Origin of the sequence: Geothrix mesophila (assembly GCF_022808835.1) — a bacterium.
Taxonomy (GTDB): domain Bacteria; phylum Acidobacteriota; class Holophagae; order Holophagales; family Holophagaceae; genus Geothrix; species Geothrix paludis.
The window spans coordinates 1174393-1201043 of record NZ_JAKZLD010000001.1; the positions used below are offsets into that span (position 1 = coordinate 1174393).

A 26651-nucleotide genomic window follows, 5' to 3' on the forward strand; every position below is an offset into this window, starting at 1 on the left:
AGCCGCGTGATGCGCGGCTGGCCACGCGGGGGGCGGGCATGTCGGCTCCTGAAGGCCGCCGGGCTCGCCCCCCGCGTGGAGGCGGAAGCAAGATCGTTCGCCATTCGCGCGCCCGAAGGGCGATTCGCGTCATTCGCGGTTCAAGCCTTCCAGGCGGAGGTTACCCGAACCCCCGGAAATCCTTTCGCGTGCTTCCGTCCTTTCTTCGTGCCCTTCGCGTTCCGTCTTTTGCTGTTTGGATTCCCCGGGCCTCAGCGGCCCAGGAGTTCGTCGGCGAGGTAGCCGCCGTCCATCACCTTCCGCAGGGCCTCGAGGATGGCGCGGGCATCGGTGGCCACGGCGCGCTTGGTGTCGGGGTCGTAGACGTAGTAGCCGCCCTGCCCTTCGAACACGCTGTCGAAGTTGATGCCCACGAACTCGCCCTTCACGTTCACCACGGGGCTGCCGCTGTTGCCGCCCACGGTGTCGCAGGCGTAGATGAAGTTGAAGGGCGTGGCCAGGTCCAGCTTCGCCTGCCGCTTGAGCCAGCGCTCCGGCAGGGTCCAGGCCCCGTGCTCCGCGGCCGCGGCATTGCCGCCCCAGCCCAGGTGCCGATCGTACATCCCCATGAACGTCGTGAAGGGCTGGGCCAGGGTGCCGGTGCCGTTGGCGTAGGTGGCGACGGGGCCGTAGCCCAGGCGCAGGGTGAAGGTGGCGTCGGGATAGACGGCCCGGCCGAAGGCCTTGAAGCGGGCCTCGGCGATACGTCCGCCATGCTCGTTGAAGACGCCGGTGACCTCGGCCTCCATCCGCGCGTGGATGGCACGGCCGAAGGGATCGACCTTCCGCGCCAGGAGGATCATGGGGTCCGTGCTGGCCTCGATGGCGGCCTTGCCGCCCTCGGCCAGCGCCTTCCGCACGGCGGGATCGTCCAGCTTCGTGCCCGCCACCGCGGCCTGGGCCACGGCTTCCGGCGATTGGCCGCCCAGCAGGGCCTTCACGAAGGGATGCTCTGCGCCCAGCTCGTCCTTCGCCTCCTGCAGCCCCGCCGCCAGCAGCGTGGCGTCGATGGGCTTCTGCACGGGCCGGGGCGAGAGGAGCTGCGCCCGCGTGGCCTTGAGGTTGCCGTCGCTGAACTCGCTGAGCCGCTCGGCCGAGGGCTTGGCCAGCTCATCCGCGAGCCGCACCAGCGTGAGCGCGTGGCGCAGGCTGGCCACCCGGCCCACCAGGGTCCCCCGGCCGGCATCGAGGTAGGTGGCTTCCCTCAGCAGGGTCTTCTGCCGCTCCACGGCCTGGGCCACCCGGTCCCAGCTTCCGCCCACGCGGGCCTGCAGGGCGGGATCCTTGGCCACGGCGGCCTTCAGGGCGGCTTCGGCATCGGCCACCTTCTTCAGGTTCTCCGGCTTGGCGAGGCCCAGCAGCTGGCCGCTGAGCCGCTTGTGGCCATTCTCGATGCCATAGATGGGCTCGGCGGCGAGGCGGTGCGCCTCGGGCGAGGTGGCCGAATACACCAGGAGGGCCTGCTTCTGGCGCTCCAGGGTGTGGAGCTGGAAGGGGATGCCGATGTCGCGGGCGTAGGCCATCTGGGCGTGGGTCTGCTGGCGGTAGGTGATGCCCGGATGCCCCGAGATGAAGGTCAGCTCGCCCATGGCCACGCCCTTGGCACTGAAGGGGAGCAGGGCCTCGGGCCGGTAGGGCTTCCCGTCCTCGTAGACGCGGAACAGGGAGAAGTCCAGGTTGTGGCGGGGGTAGGTGTAGTTGTCCGGGTCGCCGCCGAAGGCCGCCACCTGGAGCTCCGGCGCCGCGACGAGCCGCACGTCGCTGAACTTCTTGTAGCGGTAGAGCCAGTACTCGCCGCCCTGGTAGAGGGTGACGGGCTCGCAGGTGAGGCCGGTTTTGGCCTCCTCCGTCCGGCGGAGATCCGCCAGGGCGTTGAGCCGCGCCGCCAGGGCCTCCCGGTCCGCCATGCCGGGCTTCACGGCGTCGTTCACCCGCGCCGTCACGTCCTTCATGGAGACGAGCATCATCAGCTCCAGGCCCGGCACCTTGATCTCCTGGCTCCGCCGGGCCGCCGTGAAGCCGTTCTTCACCAGGTCGGCCTGGGCCGTGGACACCTGGGCGATGGCGCCCCGGCCCACGTGGTGGTTGGTCACCACCAGGCCGTCCCGGCTCACGAAGGCCCCCGTGCCGCCGGGGAAGCGCACCGTGGCGAGCTGCAGGTTCTTCAGCCAGGCGGCATCCAGGTCCACGCCGTACTTGGCCTTGATCTGCTTCACGGGGATGTTGTCGAAGGTCCACATGCCCTCGTCCGCGCGCAGGGCGGGCAGGGCGGCGAGCAGGAGGGCGAGGGTGGAAAGGCGCATGGAAGCTCCGAAAAAGGGGCCCCGGAGGGCCCCCTGCGTTCAATCGTTCTGGTTCACTTGCCGGTCAGCTCGGCGGCGAGGTGGGGCGCGTCGTAGACCTTCACGAGGGCTTCGAGGATGGCCTGGGCGTCCACGGAGACGCTGCGGTTCACCTTCTCGTCGTAGAAGTAGCGGCCCGCGTTGCCCTCGATGTTGCCGTCGAAGAGGAGGCCCACCAGCTCGCCCTTGCGGTTCACCACGGGGCTGCCGGAGTTGCCGCCGGTGGTGTCCACGGCGTGGGAGAAGTTGAGATGCGTCTTCAGGTCCAGCTTGCCCATGCGGTCCAGCCAGCGCTGGGGCAGGTGCCAGTCGGTGTAGTCCTTCGCGTCGTTGCCGCCCCAGCCGAAGTGGCGGTCATAGAGGCCGGCCCAGGTGGTGAAGGGCTGCTGGAGGGTGCCATTGGCGGGATAGGTGGCCACGGCGCCGTAGGTGATTCGGAGCGTGCCCGTGGCGTCCGGCGGCAGCGTCTTGCCGTAGACCGCGAAGCGGGCCTTGGCGATGCGGGCACCGTGCTCTTCGAGGATGGCCTTCACGTCGTCCTGCTTCTTCCGCTGGGCCAGGAGGATGGGCTCCAGCTTGCGGGCCAGCACGACCATGGGATCGGTGCTCTCGGCCACGGCCTTCTGGCCACCGTCGATCAGGGCCTTGCGCACGGCCTGGTCGTTCAGCTTGGTGCCCTCCACGGCGGCCTTGGCCACCTCGGCGGGCGTCTTGCCGCCCAGGATGGCGACGATATAGGGGTGCTGCGGGCCCAGCTCGCGCCGGGCGTCCTCCAGGCTCCGGGTGAAGAGGAGGGTCTCCAGCTCGGGGTTGGCGCCCTGCCCCATCATGCCCATGGCGGGACCGGAGAGGCGGGTCTTCAGGACCTTCAGGCCGGCCTCGGAGCGGTACTCCGTCAGGCGCTTCTCCACGGGCAGCTCCTGCTGGGCCGCGAGGCGCACCAGGCCGAGGGCCTGGCCCAGGGTGGCGGAGCGGGCCGCACCCACATAGAGCGACTCCTTGAGGTTGGCCTTCTGGAGCTGCATGGCCTGCTCGACGCGGGCCCAGCTCTTGCCGGTGGTGGCGGCCAGCTTGGGATCCTTGGCCACGGCGGCCTTCAGGGCCTTCTCGGTGGCCTCGATGCGCTTCATGGCCTCGGCGTCCTTGAGGCCGGCCAGGGAGCCCTCGTTGGCCTTGGCGCCGTTGTTCACGCCCAGGATCATCGTCTGGACCTGGCGGGCGTGCTCGGCGTCCTGCTTGCCGTACTCCTCGAGGAGGGCGCGGGTGCGGTCGGCGTTCTTCAGGTAGGTGGGGATGCCGAAGTCGCGGTCGTACTTCATCTGCGCGAAGGTCTGGAGGCGGCTGGTGCGGCCCGGGTGGCCCACCACGAAGGTGAGGTCGCCGTTCTTCAGGCCCTCGGTGCTCCATGTGAGGTGGTGGGGCGGATGGTAGGGCTGGCCGTTCTCGTAGACGCGGACCATGGAGAAGTCCAGGTCGTGGCGCGGGTAGGTGAAGTTGTCGTAGTCGCCGCCGAAGGCCGCCACGGCGATCTCCGGAGCAGCCACAAGGCGGATGTCCTTGAACACCTTGAAGCCGTACATCCAGGTCTCGCCGCCCTGGTAGAGGTTCACCACGTCGTAGGTGAGGCCGGTCTGCTTCTCCAGCCCGGCCTTGATGGCGTCCAGCTCCTTGGCGCGGGCCTCGGCGGCCTGCTTCTCGGTGAGGCCGGGCTTCACGGCCTTGGCCACGCGCTCGGTCACGTTCTCCATGGCCATGAGGGTGCGGTAGGTCAGGCCGGGGAGCTTGAGCTCCTGGTCGCGGCTCATGGCCACGAAGCCGTCCTTCACCAGGTCGCGGTCCTTGGTGGACAGGCGGGACAGCGAGCCCCGGGTGCAGTGGTGGTTGGTGACCACCAGGCCGTCCGCGCTCACGAAGGAGCCCGTGCAGCCGCCCAAGGTGAGCGTGGAGAGGCGCACATGGTCGATCCAGGCCTGGCCGGGCTCGAAGGCGTACTTCTCCTTGAGCTGCTTCAGGGGCAGGTTGTCGAAGGTCCACATGCCCTCCTCGGCCCGGAGGGCCGGCAGGGCGAGCGTGGAGACGAGGGCGAGGGCGAGAACGGAAAGGTGTCGCATGGGGGCTCCTGAGTGGGCCTACTTGCCGGTCAGTTCGGCCACGAGCGCGGAGGCGCCGTAGACCTTGTCCAGGGCATGCAGGAGGCCGCGGGCATCCACGGAGACGCCCCGGTTGGCCTTGTCGTCGTAGAAGTAGTTGCCGGGCAGCATGTCGATGTCGCCGTCGAAGATGAGGCCCACCAGCTCGCCCTTGCGGTCCACCACGGGCGAGCCGGAGTTGCCGCCGATGATGTCGACCTTGTGGACGAAGTTGAAGGGCATGGCGGGGTCGAGGGCGCCGCGCTTGTCGATCCAGCGCTGGGGCAGGGTCCAGGCCCCGTCGTGGGCCGCGGCGGCGTTGCCGCCCCACCCGTCGTAGCGGTCGAAGAGGCCGCCGAAGGTGGTGAAGGGCTGGATGAGCGTGCCGTTGGCCGGGTACTCCGCGACGGGCCCGTAGGTCAGGCGGAGGGTGAAGGTGGCGTCCGGGTAGGTGCCCTTGCCGTAGGCCGCGAAGCGGGCCTTGGCGATGCGCGCGCCGCACTCGGTGAGCACGCTCTGCACCTGCTCCACCTGCTTCCGGCGCATCTCGCGGGACAGGGGATCCAGCTTCCGGGCCAGGAGGATCATGGGGTCCTGGCACTCGGCCACGGCCTTCTTTCCGCCCGCCAGGAGCGCCTTGCGGAATTCGGGATCCGCGAGCTTGGAGCCGGACACGGCCGCCCGGGCGACCTCGGCCGCCGGCTTGCCGCCCAGCATGGCCTGGACGTAGGGATGGGCGCCGCCGAGCTCTTTGGCGGCCTGCTCCAGCCCCCGGGTGAACAGGAAGATCTCCTGCTCGGCGTAGAACGGCGCGTGGACGCCGAGGCGGGCCTTGGCGGCCTTCAGGTTCGCGTCGCTGTATTCCGGCAGGCGCTTGTCGCTGGGGAGGTGTTCCTCATCGGTGATGCGCACCAGGGCGAGGGCGTAGCCCAGGAGGCTGGAATCCGCGGTGCCGACGATCTGGTTCTCCCGGGCCAGCCCCTCGGAGACCTTGAGCGCCGCCTCGATGCGCCCCCAGGCGTCCCCGACCTCCGCCGCGAGCCGGGGATCCGCGGCCACCTTGGCGCGAAGGTCCTTCTCCGCCGCCGCGATGCGGGCCATGGCCTCGGGGTTCTTGAGGCCGGACCAGTAGCCGTTGACGGCCTTCAGGCCGTTCTCGACGCCGAAGATCTGGGTGTTGACCTGGCGTGCGGCCTCCGGGGAGGACTTCCCGTACTCGACCAGGGCCTCCTTCCGCCGCTCCAGGCCCTTGAGGCGCATGGGGATGGCCACGTCCCGGGAGTAGATCATCTGGGCCAGGGTGTCCTGGCGGCTGGTGCGGCCGGGATGGCCGGTCACGAAGGTCAGGTCGCCCGCCTTCAGGCCCGTCCGTGTCCAGTGCAGGAACTCCTTCGGGTGGTAGGGCTTCCCGTTCTCGTAGACCCGGAAGATGGAGAAGTCGAGGTTGTGCCGGGGATAGGTGAAGTTGTCGTGGTCCCCGCCGAAGAAGGCGATCTGCATCTCGGGCGCGAAGACCAGCCGGACGTCGGTGTGCTTCTTGTAGCTGTAGATCCAGTGCTCGCCGCCCTGGTAGAGGGTCACGTGCTCGCAGGTGAGCCCCGTCTTCTCCTGCATCTCCTTCTTGATCCGCTCGATCTCCGCCCCGCGGAGCTTGTGGGCCTCCGCCTCCGGCGTGCCGGGCTTCACGGCCTTGGCCAGTCGGTCGGTGATGTTGTCCATGGCCATGAGCGTCAGCAGCTCGAGCCCGGGGACCTTGATCTCATGGTCGCGGTCCTGGGCGGTGAAACCGTTCTTCACGTAGTCGTGGTCCTTGTCGCTGACGCGCTGGATCCAGCCCCGGCCCACGTGGTGGTTGGTGAGCACCAGGCCGTCCGCGCTCACGAAGGAGCCGGAGCCGCCCGGGAAGCGCAGGGCCGACAGGCGCACATGGTCCAGCCAGGCCTGGTCCGGCGCCCAGCCGTAGGCGGCCTGGATCTTCTTCGTCGGCAGGTTGTCGAAGGTCCACATGCCCTCCTCGGCCTTCGCCGACCCGGAGGCCAGGGCGAGGACGAGCAGGGGGAGGGTGAGGCGTCGGGCACGGAACGACATGGATACTCCACAGGGGGGATGACCATCGTATCACTACGTATCCTCGGATCCGTCTGCCTTCCCGGCACGGGAACCGGGGTCCGGCGTGTCTTGGCTAGACTGGGACCAGCAGCCTGATCTTCAGCCCAGTGACAGGCATCACTTCTCAACCTCGAGGTCTTGAATTTCATTTTTTTGAGACTCAGTATCATAATCATGATGACACCGACCTCCTCCCCCCTCTCCCGGATCCTTCCGGTCCTCCTGCTCGCCACGTCCCTGATGGCCCAGGAAAAGAAGGAAGGCCCCATCCAGGACAACTCCTTCCTCGTGGAGGAGGCCTACAACCAGGAAACGGGCGTGGTGCAGCACATCAGCACCTTCACCCGCTACCAGGAGACCAAGGACTGGATCTACACCTTCACCCAGGAATGGCCCGTCTTCAGCCAGAAGAACCAGTTCAGCTTCACCCTGCCCTGGCAGCGGCTGGACGCCTCCCCCGACCGCAAGCAGGCCTTCGGCGACGTGGCCCTGAACTGGCGCTACCAGCTGGTGGGCGACGGGAACGCCCCCGTGGCCTTCGCCCCGCGCCTCAGCGTGCTGCTGCCCACGGGCGACGAGAAGGCCGGCTACGGCAAGGGCGCCACCGGCTACCAGGTGAACCTCCCCGTGAGCTTCACCCTGGGCAGCGACTTCGTGGGCCACTTCAACGCCGGCGGCACCCTCACCCCCCGAGCCCGCAACACGGTCGGCGACCGCGCCACCACCCGGGACTACCTGCTGGGCCAGAGCTTCATCTGGCTGGCCACCCCCCGCTTCAACGTGATGCTGGAATACATCTACACCAACGCCGAGGTCATCACCGGCCCCGGCCAGACCCAGCGCCAGGGCGCCTCCTACGTCAATCCAGGCATCCGCTGGGCCTACAACTTCCCCAGCGGCCTCCAGATCGTGCCCGGCATCGCCGTGCCCATCGGCGTAGGCGCCAGCCGCGGCGAGAAGGCCATCTTCCTCTATCTCAGCTTCGAGCACCCGTTCTGAGGCGGCGCTGAGGCCGGCTCAGAACGTCCACTTCACCCGGGCCGCCAAGGTGCGCGGCGGGATGACGTGGGTGCCGCCGAAGGCGCTGAGGAAGTTGTAGAGGCCCTTCTCGTCCGTGGCGTTCAGCAGGTCCAGGCCCACTGACAGCTTCTGCCCGTTCTTGAGCTTCCACGCCTGCCCCGCGTTGAGGTTCAGGACGGTGCGGGACTTGATGCGATGGTTGGGGCCCACCAGGCTGTCGGTCTCCGTCCGGACGTAGGGGATGCCGAAGGCGTAGTCGGGATTTCCGGCGACGGTGGCGGGGTCGCCCGCCTCCAGGCCCGAGTCGTACCGGCCCGAGGCCTGGGCGAAGAAGCCGCCCTGCTCGTACCGCACGCCCAGCTGGGCGGTGAGCTTCTGGTCGTGGTCGATGAGGTAGGGCGTTCCGGCGGGCCCGTTCACCGTGGGATCGGCGGAGTCCAGGCCGCCGAGGGTCGGGCTGTAGTAGAGCGTCCGGACGGTGCCCGCGCTCAGGTAGGCGGACCAGCCCCGGATGGGCACCGTGTCCACGCGCAGGTCCAGGCCGTGGAAGCGGCCCTTCCAGGCGGAGATGGGGAAGAGGATGCCCGTGTTCAGGAACTGGCTGTTGTCGGCGGAGTTCCGGCTGTCCTTCCACCAGTAGTCGAGGCTGACGCGGGCCACCTGCCCCAGCTGCTGCTCCAGGCCCACCAGGTAGCTGTCCTGGGTCTCGGGCCGGAGCTGGGGCACCGGCGTGGTGGACTGGGTGACCAGGCTCCAGGCGGTCTGGGAGGTGGAGAAGGCCAGGTTCTCGTTTTCCGGCGTGATGAGCAGCCGGTCGTAGACCACCCGCACCAGGGTGCCGATCCCCGGCAGCGCGTAGGTGACGCCCAGCCGCGGCTGGAGCTCATTCTGGGTGAAGTCCCGCCCCTGGTAGCGGTCGAAGCGGAGGCCCAGGGCGAAGGTCCAGCGCCCGGCCTTCAGGTCGTCCTGGACGTAGGCCGAGGCCAGGGAGGGCGCGAAGCCGTCCGAGAAGCGGAGGATGTTCCCGCCTCCGGCGGGGGTGTAGGGATACAGGGGATCCGAGGGCCCGGAGGCCTGGGCCTGGTCGGTGATGGCCAGGTCGAAGCGCTCGTGCAGGGGATAGCGCACGACCTGGAGGCCCACCTTGAAGGTGTTGTCGCCGTTCCGCTGGGTGTAGCCCGCCTGGGCGCCCTGGTTGTCCAGGCGCCGGTCCGAGCGGATCCACACGGGCGTGTCCGGCCCGCCGCCGCCGAAGCCCGGCTGGAGGTCGCGGGTTGGGTCCAGGCGCGCGGTGGCGCCGCGGTAGTAGATCGCCATATCCAGGCTGCGGTCCGCGCCCAGCAGGTGGGTCCAGCCCAGGTTCAGGTTCACGTCCGTGGTGTGGACCCGCTGGTCCTGCCCGGCCGCCTGCTGGGAGGCCAGGTTCACCACGTCCCGGTCCGTGCTGCCGCCGCTGGCGGAGAACCGGAGGATGTCGCTGGCGCCCAGCAGCCAGTCGAAGCGCGTGAAGAGGCGGTCCGTGGTCCCGTGGTTGTGCAGGTTCTCGAAGTTCACGGGGTCCAGGAAGCGGTCGCTCTCGGAGGCGGCGCCGGTCACGAAGTAGCCGAAGGAGGCCGACCCGCCGCGGGCCCCGAAGCCCAGCTCGCGGGTGCTGAACCGCGAGGCACCCAGCGACAGCTCACCCTGGAAGGGTCTTGGCGAACCCAGGCCGGACTTGCTGGTGAGGTTCACCACGGCCGCCGGCTTCCCGCCGTACTCGGCGCTCACGCCGCCGGTGATGACTTCCATGCTCTCCACCTGGGAGGGGTCCAGGGAGTTCGAGAAGGTGGACTGTACCTGGTCCGTGACGGGCACCCCATCCACCACGTAGGTGACCTGCCCGTGGCTGCCCCGGAAGTGGAAGCGGCCGTTCTCGTCCTGGATGAAGCCCGGCGTGGCGAGCAGGATGCTCTCCATGGCCCGGCTCTGGACAGCGGTGGGGATCTTCTCGATGGTGGAGCGGTCGATGTCGATGTGGGCCGAGGGGTGGGCCTCCACCAGGGACACCGTGTCCTCCACCGCCACCGTGGCGGAAGCCTGGGCGGCCTTCAGCCGCAGGTCGAGCTGGGCGGGCAGGTTGGAGCGGATCGAGATGTTCTGGTGGAGGTCCTGCATCCCCGGCGCCACCACCTCCAGGTGGTAGTCGCTGAAGGGGATGTTGTAGGCGGCGTAGGTGCCCGAGGCGTCCGTGACGACCGTCTGGCGGAATCCGGAGACCCGGTTCTCCAGGCGGACCTGGGCCTGGGCCACCGGCCTTCCCTGGTCGTCCAGCACCCGTCCAGCGAGGGCTCCGCTGCCCGCAGCCGCGGCGAATGCAGGCCCAGCCGCAAGAAGGGCTAGGATGATGGGGCCGAAGGGAGCATGGGACAAGGCGGGTCCTCCAGATGAAATTATTTTCCAATTGGAGGGTTTCATCAATGGAAAACAATTCCATTTATGACATCCAAGGCCACTAAACCCTTGGACCGCCTGAGCGAAGATTGAGATGCGATCAGCCCGTTGGGGAGGCCTTTGACATGAAGCGGAAGCAGATGTGGATCCTCGGCGGAGGATTGGCGATCTTCGTGATCGCCGGCCTGAGCATCGCCGGCATGCGGGACAAGGGCATCGCCATCCAGGTGGCCACCGTGGCCCGGGAGAACCTGCAGGCCAAGGTGAGCGCCAACGGCAAGATCCAGGCAGTGACGAAAGCGGACATCTCCGCGAGCATCATGGGCCAGGTCACCCGCCTGGCCGTCAAGGAGGGCGACCGGGTCCAGAAGGGCCAGTTCCTCATGGAGATCGACCCGCGCAGCGCCCGGGCCAACTCCGAGGCCATGCAGGCCAGCCTGCACGCGGCCCAGTCGGACCTGACCTCCGCCACTGCCAACCTCGCCCAGGCCAGGTCCGACTTCGACCGCGCGAAGGCCAACCGGGACGCGGGCATCATCTCCGCGGCGGATTTCGAGCGGGCGAAGACCGCCCTCGAGACCGCCCAGGCCGCGCAGGAGACGGCCCGCCGCCGAACGGACCAGGCCAAGGCCAACCTGAGCCAGTCCCATGTGGGCCTCGGCTTCTCCACCATCGCCGCGCCCATGGACGGCGTCGTCACCGCCCGCCGCATCGAGCTGGGCGAGACCGCCGTGCCCGGCCTCCAGAACCAGGCCGGCACCGTGCTCCTCACCGTCTCCGACATGAGCAAGGTGGAGGCCGAGATGGAAGTGGACGAGGCGTCCATCCCCACCGTGAAGCTGGGCCAGGAGGCGCAGATCCGCATCGACGCCTATCCCAACCAGGTCTTCCAGGGCCAGGTCACGGAAGTGGGCGGCAGTCCCATCCTGAAGACCAGCGTGAACGACGCCACCAAGTTCAAGGTGAAGGTGTGGATCAAGGATCCGCCCATCACCATCAAGCCCGGCCTCTCCGCCCAGGCGGACATCTTCACCGGCAGCCGCGACCAGGCCCTGGCCATCCCCTTCCAGGCCCTCGTCATGCGCGAGATCAAGCTGAAGCCCGGCGAGACCCACAAGCCCGGCGCGCCGCGCGAGGAGGAAGGCGTCTTCGTCATGGAATCGGGCAAGGCCAAGTTCGTGGCCGTGAAGACCGGCCTCATGGGCGACCTCTCCGTGGAGGTGCTCTCCGGCCTCAAGGGCGGCGAATCGCTCATCACCGGTCCCAACCGGGCGCTCCGCGACCTCAAGGGCGGCGAGGCGGTCCGGGTGGAGAAGGCGAAGAAGAAGGACAAGGACAAGGACAAGGACGAGACCAAGTCCTGAGGCGCCCATGAACCCCACTGAACTCCTCCGCGCCTCCTTCCGGGCGATCCGGGCCCACACCCTGCGCAGCTTCCTCACGCTGCTGGGCGTCATCATCGGCGTGGCCACCATCGTGGCCGTGGTGGGCGTGATCTCCGGCCTGAACACCTATGTGAAGGAGAAGATCATCGTCCTGGCCCCGGACGTCTACGTCGTCCAGAAGTTCGGGATCATCCGGAGCCGGCGGGAGTTCATCGACGCCCTCAAGCGCCCGCCCATCACCTGGCAGGAGTACCAGCGCCTCTCCAGCGGCATCCTCAAGGAGTCCTCCCAGGTCTCCGCCGCCGCCGGCAACTCCATGCCCGTGCAGAGCGGGGACCGCCACCTGGACAGCATCGCCGTCATCGGCATCACCTCCAACTTCGCGGACCTGTTCAACCTGGAGTTCGAGGCCGGCCGGTTCTTCACGGACAACGAGGACCAGGGCGCCCTGAACGTCGCCGTCATCGGGGCCAACACCCGGGAGGAGCTGTTCCCCCATCTGGATCCCGTGGGCCGGACGATCCTCATCCGCGGTCTCCCCTTCCGCGTCATCGGGCTCATGCCCAAGCAGGGGCGGAGCATCGGCTTCAACCAGGACGGGCGTATCTACATCCCCCTCCAGGTCTACCGGAAGAACTTCATGGCCTCGAACGAGAGTCTGGAGCTGCAGATCAAGGCCCGGAACGGGGTGGAAGGCCTGGACGCCTCCATGGACGAGGTGCGGGCCCTGTTCCGCGCCATGCGGCACACCAGCTTCCGCAGCCCCGATCCCTTCGGCCTCCTCACCCAGGAGAGCCTGCAGGAGCTCTGGAAGACCATCAGCAGCGCCGCCTTCATCCTGCTGATGCTCATCTCCAGCGTGAGCCTCGGCGTGGGCGGCATCGTGATCATGAACATCATGCTGGTGAGCGTGGTGGAGCGAACCCAGGAGATCGGCGTCCGCATGGCCCTGGGGGCGCGCAAGCGCGACATCCGGTACCAGTTCCTCCTGGAGGCCGCCCTGCTCTCCGCCGCCGGCGGCGTCATCGGCGTGCTGGTGGGCTCCCTCGGGGCCTTCACCGTGCGGGCGGTGGCAGACTTCCCCGCCCAGATCACGCCAGGCATCGTTCTCGTGGGCATCCTTCTCAGCACCCTCGTGGGCCTGGCCGCGGGCTTCCTGCCCGCCTACCGCGCCTCCAACCTCGTCGTCATCGACGCGATCCGGGCGGAGTGACCATGGCCAGCCGCAAAGCCGGATTCAGGGGCATCGGCAGCGAGAACGTCAAGTTCGCCCTGCGGGCCATGGTGGCGCAGAAGCTGCGGAGCTTCCTCACGCTGCTGGGCATCGTGGCGGGCGTGGCCACGGTCATCGCCATGGTGAGCTTCGTGTCGGGTTTCAACGACGCCGTGACCGACAGCTTCTCCAGCTTCGGCACCACCCTCGTACAGTTCCAGAAGTACGAGCCCCGCTTCGGCGGCGGGCGCATTCCCGAGGACCAGAAGCGCCGGCGCGACCTCACCATCGAGGACGCCGAGGCCCTCAAGCAGACGGCCACGCTCGCCTCGGCCGTGTCCCAGGAGCGCTACCTCTTCGGCAACGACGCCGCGAACCTCAGCATCAAGACCCCCGAAGGCCAGGAGGGGAACAACCCCACCTTCGTGGGCACGAACCCCGACTACGCGCCGTCCAACAACTCCTTCATCCAGGACGGGCGGTTCTTCGTGGACGCGGACGTGACCCACACCGCCCGCACCTGCGTGGTGGGCCCCATGACCGCCGAGGCTCTCTTCGGCAAGCGGGATCCCATCGGCCGCACGGTGCTCGTGAACGGCGTGGCCTTCAGCGTCATCGGGCTGCTGGAGAAGAAGGGCAGCTTCCTGGGCGGCGACGCCGACAACATCCTGCTCATCCCCATCAGCACCTTCGACGAGATGTTCCCCCAGGTGAAGAACGGCGGCGGAGACACCATCCACATCGCCACCGTGCCCAAGGACCCGAAGCAGATGTACGAGATGATGGACCAGGAAGTGGCCATCCTCCGAGCCCGGCGCGGCCTCCGCGCCAACCAACCCAACGACTTCGCTATCTTCACCAGCGAAGCCCAGCTCAAGACCTTCCAGCAGATCACCGGCGGCATCGCGGGCGCCATGATCCTCATCGCCGCCATCGCGCTGCTGGTGGGCGGCGTGGGCGTGATGAACATCATGCTGGTGAGCGTCACCGAACGCACCCGCGAGATCGGCGTGCGCAAGGCCCTCGGCGCCACCCGTCGCGACATTGCCATGCAGTTCCTGGTGGAGGCCATCAGCCTCACGGGCGTGGGCGGCGCCGTAGGCATCGCCGTGGGCCTGGGCATCGCCATGCTGGTGCGCCTGGCCTTCGAGTTCCCCGCCGCCGCGCCCCTCTGGAGCATCGTCCTCGGCTTCGGCGTCAGCACGGCCGTGGGGCTCATCTTCGGGCTGTGGCCCGCGCTGAAAGCCGCGAGGCAGGATCCCATCGAGGCCCTGCGGTACGAGTAGCCTATTCCATCGCCCGTGGGCCAGCGCCTGGGCGCTCGGCTTCGCCTCGCGCACGGCGCCTGCTCCCCCGCGAACGGACGCGCCACTGGCGCGTCCTCCCGCTCGCCTCTGGCTCGCGGAGCGGGTCCCGCGGCCCGCGCTGAAAGCCGTGAGGCAGGATCCCATCGAGGCCCTGCGCTACGAGTAGCCCACCGAAACAGAAGAACGCGAATGGCGCGAATACGCCCTTCGGGCACACGAAGAGCGCGAATGAGCCCCGATCCACCACGGACATCCCTTCACGGGCGGCGGCCATGGCAGCCCCTGGAAGCCGTCCAGGGCCGCCGCCCGTGAAGCAGGCTGTGCTTCGCGTAGCCTGGAGCCGCAGGCCCGGATGTCCTTGGACCGAATGCTCGAGTAGGTCCTCATGTCCTTCGGTTTATTCTTCGTGCCCTTCGTGGAGGCTTTCCAGCCATGGGTCATGGTCGAGGTTTCCCAGCCGCGACTAGGCTCAGCCCTCGACCAGGGTCTTCACGCTGAACGCCGGGGGATGCTCGATGTGCTTCTTCACCGTGCACTGGCTGGCGGTGCGCACGAGGGCGTCGTGGTATTTCTCGGGGAAGGTGGGCGGCACCAGGATCTCCAGCTCCACGCGCCCCACCATGCCGGTGGCGGGATCGGGGACGGTCCGCTGGACCAGCCGGATGCCCTCAGTCGGGAGGTCCCGCTGACGGCAGAAGTTCAGCACGTAGATGCCGGCGCAGGTGGCGAGGGAGGCCTGGAAGAGGGCGAAGGGACTGGGCGCGGAGCCCTCCCCGCCGCCCTGGACGGGCTGGTCCGTCCTCACGGTGTAGGGCCCGAAGTGCGCGTCCACCCGCGCGCCGCCCGGAAAATCGATGGTCATGTCCATGCCCGGCTCCTTGTCGCACAACCCTCATAGTCCCACAATATTCCATAATAATCAAATAGGATTATTTAGCAGCTCCCTGGAAGGAGCCCATCGCACCGCAGGATGACAGGGGCTCCTCGATGCACGACCATGGGCGGAAGATCCCCGGAGCACGACATGACCCAGGCCGAGACACAAGGACCGGTGACGTTGCTGGACCTGAAGTTTCAGGCGGAAGGCACCGTGGGGGCCTTCCTCGTCCGAACCTCCGAAGGCCCCGTCCTCGTGGAGACAGGGCCGGAGTCCCTCTACGACCACCTTCGCGAGGCCGTGGCGGCGGAGGGCTTCGCGCTGGAGGACATCCGGCACGCCTTCATCACCCACATCCACCTGGACCATGGGGGTGCCGCCTGGCGGCTGGCGCGGCACGGCACGAAGATCCACGTCCATCCCAAGGGGGCGCGCCACCTCCAGGATCCGGCCAAGCTGCTGGATTCGGCCCGGCGCATCTACGGCGACGCCATGGACCGCCTGTGGGGACGGCTCGAGCCCATCGACGCGGACCGGATCGTTCCCATGGAGGATGGCGCGACGGCGCGCCTCGGCGACGTGGCCATTCAGGCCATCCACACACCGGGCCACGCCATCCACCACATCACCTACCGGCTGGATGACGGCCTCTTCACCGGCGACGTGGGCGGCATCCGCATCGGGCACGGGCCCACCATCCCGCCCTTCCCGCCGCCGGACATCGACCTGGAGGCCTGGCGGGACTCCATCGAGCGCATGCGCGCCACCCGTCCCGCCTTCATCTATCCGACCCACTTCGGCATCAAGCGCGATGGCGTGGCCCACTTCGACTCGCTGGAGGAGAACCTCCACCGCATCGCCGAGTGGGTGCGCCTGCAGCTCGCGGCGGGGACCACGGAAGCGGCCATGGTCCCCCGCTTCCAGGCCTTCCTGAACGGCCTGCTGGCTGGGTACGGGCTGGACGACCAGGCCATCCAGGACTACGAGATCGCCGATCCCGCCTTCATGAGCGTCTACGGCCTGGCGCGCTACTGGCGGAAGCGGGAGGCGCGGGGCTGAAAGGCACGGACGCCTACGGCTGGAGATCGAGAACGCCCGCGAGGGCCGCGGCTAGGGCCCTCATCTGGGCCGGCGTGGCCTTCCCCAGGCGCTTCGCGAGGCGAGACTTGTCCACAGTGAACACCTGGGTGGCGTTGACCCAGGAATCGGCGGGCAGCCCATTCTCCTTCCCGCGGGGGATGGGAACGTAGAAGGCGTAGTCGCGGCCCTGGGTGGTGAGGGGCACGACGATCGTGGTGCGGGCCCCCATCGCATGGTTGCCGAGGTCGGATTGGATGATGAGGCCCGGCCGGAAGCCGCCCTGACCGGATCCCCTCCGGGGGTTCCAGTCCAGCAGCCAGATCTCGCCCCGGCTGCACCGCGGCAGGTCGCCGCTCATCTCGATGCTTTCCGGGACCGGTAGCTGCGCCGCCGCGGTTCGGCCGCCACCTCGGTCTGGGCTCCGAAGGCATAGGCCACATCCTGGGCCTCCGCATCCTTCCCGTAGGCCGCCCAGTCTGCCGCCAGTCTGCGCCGGGCGGCCGCCGCCTGCTCGCGACGCAGCAGCTCCGCCAGCCAGCCGTTCACGCTCATGCCATGGACCTCCGCCGCCTCCCGCAGGAAGCGCCCGAGGTCGTCGTCGAGGCGGAGCGTGGTGCTGAACATGCCATCATCCTTTGATATCATTTTATGTTTCATGGTCAGCGAGGACAAGCCCATCGCTTGCTGTTTTCCGCAGCCGCGCGACATCGTTGATCAATTAAAATTTATTGTTTATCAATAATTTTATATTGAAATTCGATTCGACCCACTTACATTCTCCACCAGGGAGGATCCCCATGAACCGAACCCAGCGTCTCAGCCGTGCCTTGCGCCGTTATGCCTCGGTTGTCTTCTGGCTGTGCCTCCTCGTGCTGATCTTCTCACCAGGCATGGTCTTCCTGAACGGATTCGCTCTGGACATCGCCAATCACCTGCTGCGGGTGCTGGACGTAGATGGGTTCCGATTCGATGCCGGGCATGTGGGCTGGATGCTGAGGACCTTGGTCTGGGCCATGCTCGCCACCAGCCTCACCACGGCCGTCCTGTCCCTGGGCTCCCTGATCCGGCTGCTTCACCAATTCGAGGAGGGCGCCGCCTTCTCCCTGGAAAGCATCCGGCTGGTGCGCTTCCTGGGCTGGATCCAGGTGGCCACGGCCCCTCTCGGGCTCCTGATGTTCTGGGGCCTGGCCGCAGCGGCCAAGGTTCTCACCACCCAGATCATCCACCCTTGGGGACATGCGGCCAGTGCGTCGCTACAGGGCTTGTTCTTCGGAGGGATCTTGCTGCTGGTCGCCCACGTTATGGAAGAAGGGTGCCGTCTGAAGTCAGAGCAGGAACTGGTCATCTGAAGGGGATCCCATGCCCATCACCGTGACCCTCGATGTGGTCCTCGCCCAACGCAAGATGAGGCTCGGAGATCTGGCGGAACGCATCGATTTGACGCTTCCGAATCTGTCCATTCTCAAAACAGGCAAAGCGAAGGCCATCCGGTTTTCCACCCTCGAAGCCCTCTGCCGTGAACTGGGCTGCCAGCCTGGCGACCTGCTCCGTTTTGAACCAGACGCGACGACAACGGACTGATTCCGGCTGCTCTCCACATAACCGGATCGCGCAGCGATCCGGTTCCGGCACACTATCGGCATGGACGCCAACGAATTCCGCCGCCTCGGTTACCAGCTCGTGGATTGGATCGCGGACTACCGCGAGAACCTCGAGCGACTGCCGGTCATGAGCCGGGTGCAGCCCGGGGACATCCGCGCCGCCTTCCCGGACCACCCGCCCCAGCACGGGGGCCGCGTGGCCCAGGCCCTGGCGGCCCTGGAGCGGGACGTGCTGCCGGGCATCACCCACTGGAACCATCCATCCTTTTTCGCCTACTTCCCCAGCAACACCAGCTACAGCTCGATCCTCGGCGACCTTGCCGCCTCGGGCCTGGGCGCCCAGGGCATGAGCTGGCAGACCAGCCCCGCGGCCACCGAAGTCGAAGAGGTGGTCATGGACTGGCTGCGCCAGATGGTGGGCCTGAGCACGGCCTTCACCGGCGTCATCCACGACACCGCCAGCACAGCCACCTTCACGGCCCTGCTCTGCGCCCGGGAGAAGGTCTCTGAGTACGCCCAGAACACGGAAGGCCTCCAGAGCGGGGAGGCGCCGCTGGTGGTCTACGCCTCGGACCAGGCCCACAGCTCCATCGAGAAGGCGGCCCTCCTCGCGGGCTTCGGCCGCAGCTTCCTGCGGCTCATCCCCACGGACGAGAACCACGCCATCCGCCTGGACCTCCTGCAGGCGGCCATCGAGAAGGACGTCGAGATCGGCCTCCGCCCCTGCGCCCTCGTCGGCGCCGTGGGCACCACGGCCACCACGGCCCTGGATCCCCTGCCCGCCCTGGCGGACCTCGCCGAAAAGCACGGCATGTGGCTCCACGTGGACGCGGCCATGGCGGGCACGGCCATGGTGCTGCCTGAGTGCCGCTGGATGTGGGAGGGCATCGAGCGGGCGGACAGCCTGGTGTTCAACCCCCACAAGTGGATGGGCGTGGGCTTCGACCTCAGCGCCTACTACGTCCGAGATCCCCAGCACCTCATCCGCGTGATGAGCACCAACCCCAGCTACCTGCGCACGGCCCAGGACGGCCAGGTGAGCAACTTCCGCGACTGGCACATCCAGCTGGGCCGCCGCTTCCGGGCGCTGAAGCTGTGGTTCTACCTCATGGACGTGGGCGTGGAGGGCCTCCAGGCCCGCATCCGCCGCGACCTGGCGAACGCCCAGTGGTTCAGGGAGCAGGTGGACGCCACCCCGGACTGGGAGCGCTTGGCCCCCGTACCACTGCAGACCATCTGCCTCAGGCACCTCAAGCCCGGCCTGGACGAGGCTGCCCTCGCCCAGCACAACCTGGACCTGGCCCGCCGAATCAACGAAGGCGGCGCCGCCTACCTCACCCCCTCCATGCTCAAGGGCAAGCAGATCCTCCGCGTGAGCATCGGCGCCGAGACCACCGAGCGGCGCCATGTCGAGGCCCTGTGGGAGGCCTTGAAGGCCGCGGCCGAGGCCTGAAAGACAGAACGCGAAGGACGCGAAAACGCCCTTCGGGCGAGCGAAGAGCGCGAAGGGGTTTCGACCCATCCCGCACATCCCTTTGAGGGCGGCGGCCATGGCGGCTCCTTGCGGCCGCTCTGGCCGCCGCCCTCAAAGCCGGTCGCGCCGTGCGCGACCTGGGGCCGAAGGCCCGGATGTCCTGTACCAAGGCACCCACAATATGTTTTCGCGGTCTTCGCTCTTTCTTCGCACCCTCCGCGTTCTTCTTTTCCTGTTTTCCGTTGCGTCCGGCGACCTCGCCTGGGCACACTTGGCACACCATGATTCTTGTCGTGACCTTCAACCCGCGCCCTAGCCACCCCATGACCGGCCGACCGGTTGGAGGGCTTTGAGCTAGTCGCCAGGACGATCCGCTCACATCCACCCCCGGGCCGCACACCGACCCGGGGGTTTTTCTTTATGGGCAGATGACCATGACCCGCAGCACCCACGCCATCGCCAGCACCGCCCAGCGGGCCAGCCTTGGCACGGCCAGAAGGATCGTCATCAAGCTCGGCACGCAGGTCGTGCTGGATGAGGAGGGAAGGCCTGCGCTCAGCCGGCTGTACGGATTGATGGAAACCGTGGCCAGTCTCCGCCGCCGGGGCGGCCAGCCCGTGCTGGTCTCCTCCGGCGCCATCGGACTGGGAGCCCGCCAGCTCGGCATCCACAAGCCGAAGGAATTGCCCCAGAAGCAGGCCTGCGCGGCCGCCGGGCAGGGCCAGCTCATGTCCATCTACCAGGAGGGCTTCGCCCGCATGGGGCTCTGCGCCGCCCAGGTGCTGCTGACGGAGGATGACTTCGCGGACCCCCTGCGCCACGCCAACCTCCGGCGCACCCTGGACACCCTGCTGGAGCTGGGGGCCATCCCCGTGCTCAACGAGAACGACACCGTGTCCACCCTGGAGCTGGAGCGGCCGTCCCCTGGCCGCCGGCCCATCTTCAGCGACAACGACCACCTCTCCGCCCTGGTGGCCACGCACCTGGAGGCCGATCTCCTGGTGCTCCTCTCGGACGTGAGCGCCCTCCACACCCGCAACCCGGGCCTGCACGCCGACGCGGAGCCTCTGGCGGAGGTTCCCTTCGGAGCCGATCCTCAGGCCAGGTTCGAGGGCACCTCGGGCCGCGGGCGGGGAGGCATGGTCAGCAAAGTGGAGGCCGCGCGGGCCGCGGCACGGGCCGGGGTGCCCGTGGTGCTGGCCTCGGGCCTCGCCATCGGCATCCTCGACCAGATCCTCGCGGGCGACCCCGTGGGCACCCTCTTCCTCGCCGCCCCCAGAGGAGCCCGGCCATGACCGACGCGAGCCTCAGCCCCCTCCAGATCCAGGCCATGGCCCAGGCGGCCCGGGAGGCCTCGCGCCGCCTGGCCACCACGCCCGGAAAGCGCCGCTCGGCGGTGCTGCGGCGGCTGGCGGACCTCCTGCAAGCCCAGGCGCCCGCCCTCTTCGCGGCCAATGCGGAAGATGTGGCCGCTGGGAACGCTCTGCCGCCCGCCACGCTCCAGCGGCTCAAGCTGGACGACGCCAAGCTGGCGGCCATGGCCCAGGGCGTCCGGGCCGTGGCGGACCTGCCGGATCCCCTTCACCGGGTGCAGCTGCGCCGAGAGCTGGACGAGGGCCTGGAGCTCACCCGCGTGGCCTGCCCCCTGGGCGTGCTCTGCGTGGTGTTCGAGGCGCGCCCGGATGCTCTCATTCAGATCAGCGCACTGGCTCTCAAGAGCGGCAACGCCGTGCTGCTCAAGGGCGGCCGCGAAGCCGCGCGCTCCAACGCCGCGCTGCTGGCCGCGGTGCGGCAGGCGCTGGCGGAGGAGGGGTTGCCGGATGACGCCGTCCAGGGTCTGCCGGATCGCGAGGCCGTGGCGGCCCTGCTGCAGCGGCCGGACCTGGTGGACCTGGTGATCCCCCGGGGCTCCCGGGAGCTGGTGCTGAGCCTCCAGGCCGCCACGCGCATCCCCGTGCTGGGCCATGCGGACGGCATCTGCCACATGTACCTCGACGCGGCCGCAGATCCCGCCATGGCCGTGGCCCTGGTGCGCGATGCCAAGCTGCAGTACCCCGCGGCCTGCAACGCGGTGGAGACGGTCCTCATCCACCGCCGGGCCGCGGCCCGTCTGCTGCCGGCGCTGGTGGCAGACCTGGCCCCGCGCGGCGTGGAGCTGCGCGGCTGCGTCGCCTGCCGGGCCCTCGAGCCCGCTCTGGCGGAGGCCACGGACGCCGACTGGGACACCGAGTACGGCGCTCCCATCCTGGCCCTGAAGATCGTGGACGATCTCGACGGGGCCCTGGCCCACATCCGCGCCCACGGCAGCGGCCACACGGAGGCCATCATCACCGAGGATCACGCCGCCGCGTCGCGATTCCTGGCGGAGGTGGACGCGGCGGGGGTGTTCCACAACGCCTCCACGCGCTTCGCCGACGGCTTCCGATACGGCTTCGGCGCCGAGGTGGGCATCAGTACCGGGCGAATCCACGCCCGGGGTCCCGTGGGCCTGGAGGGCCTCCTCAGCTACCGCTACCTCCTGCTGGGCCACGGCCACAGAGTGGAAGACTACGCGGGGCCCGCCGCCCGGCCCTTCCGGCACCGGGATCTGGGCGGCGATCTGGGCGGCGATCTGGGCAATGATCCGCGCGGCGATCCAGACAGTGGGGTATAAACATCAATTATTGATACATAAGACTCTATAACTTTGAACCCGGGGCCCGAAGTGTTAGCCTTGACCCACGTTCGTCGCTCCTGGATCGCCGCAGGGGCGACTTTTTCGTATCGGGAGGATCCATGGCTGCCCTGCTCTCCCCTGAAACGCCCGCCTTCGCCGTGCCTGAGGCCAACCTTGTCCCGGTGAGCGATCACCTGAAACAGCTGGCGCCCATCCCGGCCTCCCGCATGTTCCTCATCAACAAGTCGCTGAAGGTCTTCAAGGAGAAGCAGCCGGGCGTGCCCGTCTTCGACGCCAGCCAGGGCGACGGCGGCGCCTCGCTGCCAGGTGTGCCCGCGGAGCTGCTGGACCGCGCCTTCCAGATGCAGAAGGAGCACGGCACCGCCTACGACATGCCCTACGGCACGGACGCCTACCGGAAGATCGTGGCCGAGCAGTACTGGAAGCTGGCCCCCGACACGGGCTGGGGCCCGGCCAACATCATCGGCACCCAGGGCGGCCGCGACGGCCTCCAGAAGGCCTACCAGGCCATGCTGGCCCTCGGCCACGGCCGCCAGGGCGATGTAGTAGTGGTGAGCCGCGTGCCCTGGATCAGCTACAACTGGGGCCCCTACGGCATCGGCGCCAACGTGATGTGGGCGCCCGGCCGAGCCGAGGAGGGCTGGGCCTACTCCGAAGAGGGCATCCGCGCCTGTGTGGCCGAGGCCGGGCGCCATGGCCGCAAGATCGCGGGCCTCGTCATCACCTGCCCCGACAACCCCACGGGCCAGACCATCCCCCTCGAGCGCCAGATCGTCCTGGCCCGCACGGCCCTGGAAGCAGGCGTGGCCTTCGTGCTCTTCGATTGGATGTACCACGCCGTGAGCGACGGCGACCCCTACGACGTGAACGTGCTGTTGCGCGCCTTCGAGCCGGAGCTGCGCAAGCGCCTGATGGTGCTGGACGGGCTCACCAAGAGCCTCGGCGGTTCCAACATCCGCAACTGCCACCTGCTGGCCGATGCGGACGTGGTCAAGACCATCGTGGCCCAGGCCTCGCACACGGTCATGCCCTCCTTCTTCAGCCTGGCCGTGGCCATGGCCGCCTACGAGAAGGGCTTCCAGAAGGCCGCCGCGCCCATCATCGAGCCCACCCGCGCCAGCCGTGCCTGGCTGCGCGAGTTCCTCAAGAAGCAGGGCCTCACCCACATCATCGGCCAGGGCTACTACGCATTCATCAAGGTGTCGGACACCTTCCAGGCCAAGGGCTGGACCGACTCCGAGCCCATGGGCCAGTACCTGGCCGAGGAGCACGGCGTGGCCGTGGTGCCCGGCGCCTTCTTCAGTCCCTACGGCGCCGAGTGGATCCGCTTCTCCTACGCCACCCCGCCCGAGCGCACCCAGGGCGCCGCCGAGCGCCTGCTCGAAGCGCTGAAGTCTCTGCAAGGTTGAACAGCTTCACCTGCACGTTGATTGATTGATCCGGAGCACCCGTGTTCGACCTGAACGCCTTCGTCGAGAAGTTCAAGCTGGCGCGCCAGACCGCCCAGGAGACGCGGCCCGGCGGCGGTCTCTGCGGGCTGGAGCTGGAGTGGAACCTGGTGGATCCGCAGTTCCGCCCCCTGCTCACCGTGGGCACGGGACCGGACCGCATGTCCTTCGTGGACCACCTGCGGACGAAGGTGCTGGCGCCCTGGACCGGGGAGTACCACCAGCTCGAGGTCTTCCACTGGATGATCGAGTGGGTCACCCGGCCCTACCACACGCCCCGGGGCGCGGTGTACGAAGGCCGCCTGCTGGAGGCCGCCCTCATCAACGCCCTATACAAGGCGGGCCGCGCCTTCGGGGAGCCCCTGCACTACTGGCACGGGAACCTGCTCGTGCTGCCGGAGATCGGGCCCGATTGCGTGCCCGAGTCCTGGCACCTGGCCAAGCGGCGGTACCTGCAGCGCTGCGTGGAGATGTACGGCACCGAGCTGGCCACCGCTGGCACGCACTGCAATCTCAGCCTGCCCGAGCCCATGCTGGCCTGGGACTTCATGCACCTGCCCGCCTCCCAACGCGGCGATCACCACCTCGACGACTACAAGAACCAGGTCTACATCACGGGCACGCGGCTCATGCGGGCGTTCGCCGGGCTCTTCATCGCCACCAGCGCCAGCACGCCCCTCCAGGCCTCCGAAGAAGGCGGCAAGCCCGTGGTCCGCCTCACGCCCTACGAGTCCGTGCGGAACCTCACCTTCCCGAACCCGCCCGCCCTGGATGTGCCGGACCTGAACCGCAGCCACGCCGACTACCTGCGCCTGTCCTACGACCTGGTGCGCCGCGGCGTGCGCTTCGGCAACAACAACTGGATCCCCGTGCGCGCCCGCTCCCAGGCCGAGCCCGTGGAGCGCCTCATCCAGGTCACCAGCGATCAGCTCCACGACATCTACGCCCGGGGCCTCTTCGCCGCCGGCGAGACGCGCAACGTGGAGGACATGGCCGCGCAGATCGAGCGCCAGAACCTCTTCGCCCGCATCGACCTGCCCATGGCCCGCGTGGAGGTGCGCACCGACGATCCCGGCCACGAGCTGGCCCTGGACGTGGCGAACCTCACCCTCAAGCACCTGCTCCTCCTCCGCTTCTACGCCGATCCCGACTTCGCCCGCGGATTCCGCTACGACACCGAGGACATCACCCGGGCCCGGCGCAACGAGGAGCTGGCCGCCAAGGAAGGCCTCAACGCCGTCATTGAGGATCCCCTCACCGCCAAGCCCGTGGCCATGCGCGTCTTCCTGGCCTGGACGCTCAACCAGCTTCGGCCCCTGGCCGAGGCCCTGGGGTTCTGGGAGGACCTCCAGCCGCTCCGCGAGATGGCGGAAGGCGCGCCCAGCACCGCCGAGAAGATGCGCCAGAAGCTGAAGGCCAAGCTCGGCACCTCGGACATTGTGCCGGCGGCCCTGCTCGTGGAGCTGGCCGAGGCGCGGAAGGTCCAGGTCCGGGACGAGGTGGAGGCCATCACCGCCCGCCTGGCGGACCTCGGGCCGGAACAGGACAAGCTCAAGGACTTCGTGGAGCACGCCCGGGACGAGGTGCACCTGGATCCCCGGGCCCCCGTGCGCTTCCGCCCCCGCCCCGAGTCCGTGGTGGAGGGGACCTTCGCGAGCAAGACCGCAGAGGTGCTGGCCGTGTCGCAGCGCCTCATCCGCATCCCCAGCGTCACCGCCTGCCCCGAGGAGCGCATGCCCGAGATCCACCGGGCGGCCACGTTCATCTACGACTACCTGCGCAACCACGGCGTGCCCGTGCGCTACTTCAACCAGGCCACCTTCCCGGCCGTGCTCGCCCACTTCCCCGGCGGCGAGCAGGCCCCGGCCATGCTGTGCGGCCACTTCGACGTGGTGGAGCCCGAACCCGACGACAGCCAGTTCGAGCCGAAGATCGAGGGCGACTACCTCTGGGGCCGCGGCGCCGCGGACATGAAGACCGTCCTCTCCACCTACATGGTGTGGATGAAGGACACCTTCAAGAAGGGCGCGCCCTACCCACCCGTGAGCCTGCTCATGCTCGGCAACGAGGAGAACGGCGAGCTGGAGCCCATGGGCACGCCTCACGTGCTGCGGCAGCTCAAGGAGGAGTGGGGCTACGAGCCCTCCTTCTTCGTGGCCGGCGAGCGCACCGGGGAGAAGGGCACGGAGCTCTGGGGCGAGGTCTGCACGCAGAACCGAGGCGTCCTGCGCTTCGAGCTGGTGGCCCGAGGCACCCGCGGCCACAGCGGGCTGGCGGGGGGCAGCGACCTCACGGAGCGCCTCCTGGGCGCCCGCGAGGCCCTGCGCGAGATGTTCGCCAAGCGCCTCACCCTGAAGGCCGCGGACGGCTGGCAGTCCCTGGCCCGCTTCGCCTACATCCAGGTGGGCACGCCCGGCGTCTACAACATCACGCCGGATCGCGGCGCTCTGGGCGTGGAGATCCGCCCCATCCCCCAGGACGACATCTCCGGCCTGCGCACCGACATCGAGGCCCTGGCCGCGGCGCGGGAGCTGGAGCTGGTGCCCTCCGCCTGGGAGCCCGGCATCGCCTGCGATCCGGAAAACCCCTACCTCAAGGCCCTGCTGGCCGGCATCGAGGCCGCCGGCGGGGATGTCCGCATCGGCCGCAAGGGCGCCGGCACCTCCGCCCGCTTCGCCCCCAAGGGCCAGGGCGTGGTCTGGGGCCAGACCGGCATCGGCCCCCACGCCGCCGGCGAGCGCCACTTCATTCCCAGCATCGATCCCTACTACCGCGCCCTGGATGCCTTCGCGGCCAGGCTGAAGGGCTGACCGCAAGCTGACCACGGCCTGACCACAAGTAGGTTCGGTGGTCGTGCCGAAGATCACTGTCAAAACAGCTTCATGCTCCCACCATCGGGGATGGCCTTCGGAACGGGATCGTCCTGGTCCGCCGGAAGCCCGGGAGATTGCCTCGATGCGCCGCACCTTGGGCCGGACAGCCTCCGCCCGCCTGAACACCTTGCACCAGCGCCCGGATGCCGCCCGCCTGGCGGCCCTCCGCGCCCGGGACGGCCTCGTCCACATCTGCGGCTGGTGCCGGAAGGTCCGGACCGACAAGGGCGAGTGGGTCACCGCGGAGCCCGCGCTCCTGGAGCGCGCCGGCCCCGTCCTCACCCACGGCGTCTGCCCCGACTGTGCCAAGGCCATCGTGCGGCAGCGCTCAGCCGTCGCGTAGCTTCGACCCGGCGTACAAGCTGAAGAGCGGGGACAGGATTAACAGGATTAACAGCTGGATTAACAGGGTTAAAGGCAATCCGAGCTTCGGCTTGCCCCTGCCTGGAATGATCGAACCGCGAAAGACGCGAATCGCCCTGCGGGCGCGCGAACGGCGAACGATCCTGCTTCCGCCTCCACGCGCGGGGCGGGCCTGGCGGCCTTCAGGAGCCGGCATTCCCGCCCCGCGTGTGGCCAGCCGCGCATTGCGCGACTGGGGGCCGAAGGCCCAGGCAGCCCATCCCCGCCGCGTTTCGCGCCTTTTG

20 protein-coding genes are annotated in these 26651 nt (G+C 68.6%); 13 read left to right on the plus strand and 7 right to left on the minus strand.

All coding sequences use genetic code 11. The features are described 5' to 3' along the window. Positions 1-251: 251 nt before the first annotated feature. Genes MLG87_RS05365 through MLG87_RS05375 form a run of 3 tightly spaced genes read right to left on the minus strand, consistent with a single transcriptional unit; the run spans position 252 to position 6598 of the window. The gene (locus MLG87_RS05365; protein ID WP_243294168.1) at positions 252-2342 is read right to left on the minus strand and encodes a S46 family peptidase; all 2091 of its coding nucleotides are present in this window, start codon (positions 2340-2342) and stop codon (positions 252-254) included. 53 nt (positions 2343-2395) lie between these two features. After that, positions 2396-4492, minus strand: coding sequence for a S46 family peptidase (locus MLG87_RS05370; RefSeq protein WP_243294169.1), 2097 nt, complete (start codon positions 4490-4492; stop codon positions 2396-2398). 18 nt (positions 4493-4510) lie between these two features. Beyond that, positions 4511-6598, minus strand: a complete 2088-nt coding sequence (locus tag MLG87_RS05375; RefSeq protein WP_243294170.1) for a S46 family peptidase — start codon at positions 6596-6598, stop codon at positions 4511-4513. Between the two features lie 195 nt (positions 6599-6793). Between MLG87_RS05375 and MLG87_RS05380 the strand changes: the two genes are divergently transcribed. Continuing rightward, positions 6794-7618: a hypothetical protein gene (locus MLG87_RS05380; protein ID WP_243294171.1), complete on the plus strand. Its 825-nt coding sequence runs from the start codon at positions 6794-6796 to the stop codon at positions 7616-7618. Between the two features lie 18 nt (positions 7619-7636). Here the strand turns inward: MLG87_RS05380 and MLG87_RS05385 are convergent, their stop codons facing one another. Next, on the minus strand, positions 7637-10048 hold the full coding sequence (locus MLG87_RS05385; RefSeq protein WP_243294172.1) for a TonB-dependent receptor: 2412 nt from the start codon (positions 10046-10048) through the stop codon (positions 7637-7639). Between the two features lie 146 nt (positions 10049-10194). Here MLG87_RS05385 and MLG87_RS05390 point away from each other — a divergent pair, with 146 nt between their 5' ends. Genes MLG87_RS05390 through MLG87_RS05400 form a run of 3 tightly spaced genes read left to right on the plus strand, consistent with a single transcriptional unit; the run spans position 10195 to position 13953 of the window. Next, a complete protein-coding gene (locus tag MLG87_RS05390; protein WP_243294173.1) occupies positions 10195-11433 on the plus strand; it encodes an efflux RND transporter periplasmic adaptor subunit in 1239 nt (412 codons plus the stop codon). Positions 11434-11440: 7 nt separating this feature from the next. Further along, on the plus strand, positions 11441-12667 hold the full coding sequence (locus tag MLG87_RS05395; RefSeq protein WP_243294174.1) for an ABC transporter permease: 1227 nt from the start codon (positions 11441-11443) through the stop codon (positions 12665-12667). Positions 12668-12669: 2 nt separating this feature from the next. Next, positions 12670-13953, plus strand: coding sequence for an ABC transporter permease (locus MLG87_RS05400; protein WP_243294175.1), 1284 nt, complete (start codon positions 12670-12672; stop codon positions 13951-13953). A gap of 490 nt (positions 13954-14443) precedes the next feature. Here the strand turns inward: MLG87_RS05400 and MLG87_RS05405 are convergent, their stop codons facing one another. After that, the gene (locus MLG87_RS05405; protein ID WP_243294176.1) at positions 14444-14842 is read right to left on the minus strand and encodes an OsmC family protein; all 399 of its coding nucleotides are present in this window, start codon (positions 14840-14842) and stop codon (positions 14444-14446) included. Between the two features lie 156 nt (positions 14843-14998). Between MLG87_RS05405 and MLG87_RS05410 the strand changes: the two genes are divergently transcribed. Beyond that, positions 14999-15910 (plus strand): MBL fold metallo-hydrolase, encoded by a 912-nt coding sequence (locus MLG87_RS05410; protein ID WP_243294177.1) that lies wholly within the window; start codon positions 14999-15001, stop codon positions 15908-15910. Positions 15911-15923: 13 nt separating this feature from the next. Here MLG87_RS05410 and MLG87_RS05415 read toward each other — a convergent pair whose 3' ends face one another. Then, entirely contained in the window at positions 15924-16289 is a 366-nt protein-coding gene (locus MLG87_RS05415) for a type II toxin-antitoxin system PemK/MazF family toxin (RefSeq protein WP_243294178.1), read from the minus strand. Next, positions 16286-16555 (minus strand): hypothetical protein, encoded by a 270-nt coding sequence (locus MLG87_RS05420; protein WP_243294179.1) that lies wholly within the window; start codon positions 16553-16555, stop codon positions 16286-16288. Before MLG87_RS05420 ends, MLG87_RS05415 begins: the two co-directional genes overlap by 4 nt. Before the next feature lie 173 nt (positions 16556-16728). Between MLG87_RS05420 and MLG87_RS05425 the strand changes: the two genes are divergently transcribed. The 8 genes from MLG87_RS05425 to MLG87_RS05460 all read left to right on the plus strand — a co-directional run bounded on the left by MLG87_RS05425 (position 16729) and on the right by MLG87_RS05460 (position 26347). Next, positions 16729-17280, plus strand: a complete 552-nt coding sequence (locus tag MLG87_RS05425) for a DUF2975 domain-containing protein (protein WP_243294180.1) — start codon at positions 16729-16731, stop codon at positions 17278-17280. 10 nt (positions 17281-17290) lie between these two features. Further along, positions 17291-17512: a helix-turn-helix domain-containing protein gene (locus MLG87_RS05430; protein WP_243294181.1), complete on the plus strand. Its 222-nt coding sequence runs from the start codon at positions 17291-17293 to the stop codon at positions 17510-17512. 60 nt (positions 17513-17572) lie between these two features. Beyond that, a complete protein-coding gene (locus MLG87_RS05435) occupies positions 17573-18985 on the plus strand; it encodes a pyridoxal phosphate-dependent decarboxylase family protein (RefSeq protein WP_243294182.1) in 1413 nt (470 codons plus the stop codon). A gap of 455 nt (positions 18986-19440) precedes the next feature. Then, a complete protein-coding gene (proB, locus tag MLG87_RS05440) occupies positions 19441-20301 on the plus strand; it encodes a glutamate 5-kinase (protein WP_243294183.1) in 861 nt (286 codons plus the stop codon). Then, positions 20298-21659 (plus strand): glutamate-5-semialdehyde dehydrogenase, encoded by a 1362-nt coding sequence (locus MLG87_RS05445; RefSeq protein WP_243294184.1) that lies wholly within the window; start codon positions 20298-20300, stop codon positions 21657-21659. Before proB ends, MLG87_RS05445 begins: the two co-directional genes overlap by 4 nt. 122 nt (positions 21660-21781) lie before the next feature. After that, on the plus strand, positions 21782-23092 hold the full coding sequence (locus MLG87_RS05450) for an aminotransferase class I/II-fold pyridoxal phosphate-dependent enzyme (RefSeq protein ID WP_243294185.1): 1311 nt from the start codon (positions 21782-21784) through the stop codon (positions 23090-23092). Positions 23093-23133: 41 nt separating this feature from the next. Then, a complete protein-coding gene (locus MLG87_RS05455; protein ID WP_243294186.1) occupies positions 23134-25941 on the plus strand; it encodes a M20/M25/M40 family metallo-hydrolase in 2808 nt (935 codons plus the stop codon). 145 nt (positions 25942-26086) lie between these two features. Next, positions 26087-26347, plus strand: coding sequence for a hypothetical protein (locus MLG87_RS05460; RefSeq protein WP_243294187.1), 261 nt, complete (start codon positions 26087-26089; stop codon positions 26345-26347). The last annotated feature ends 304 nt before the right edge of the window (positions 26348-26651 follow it).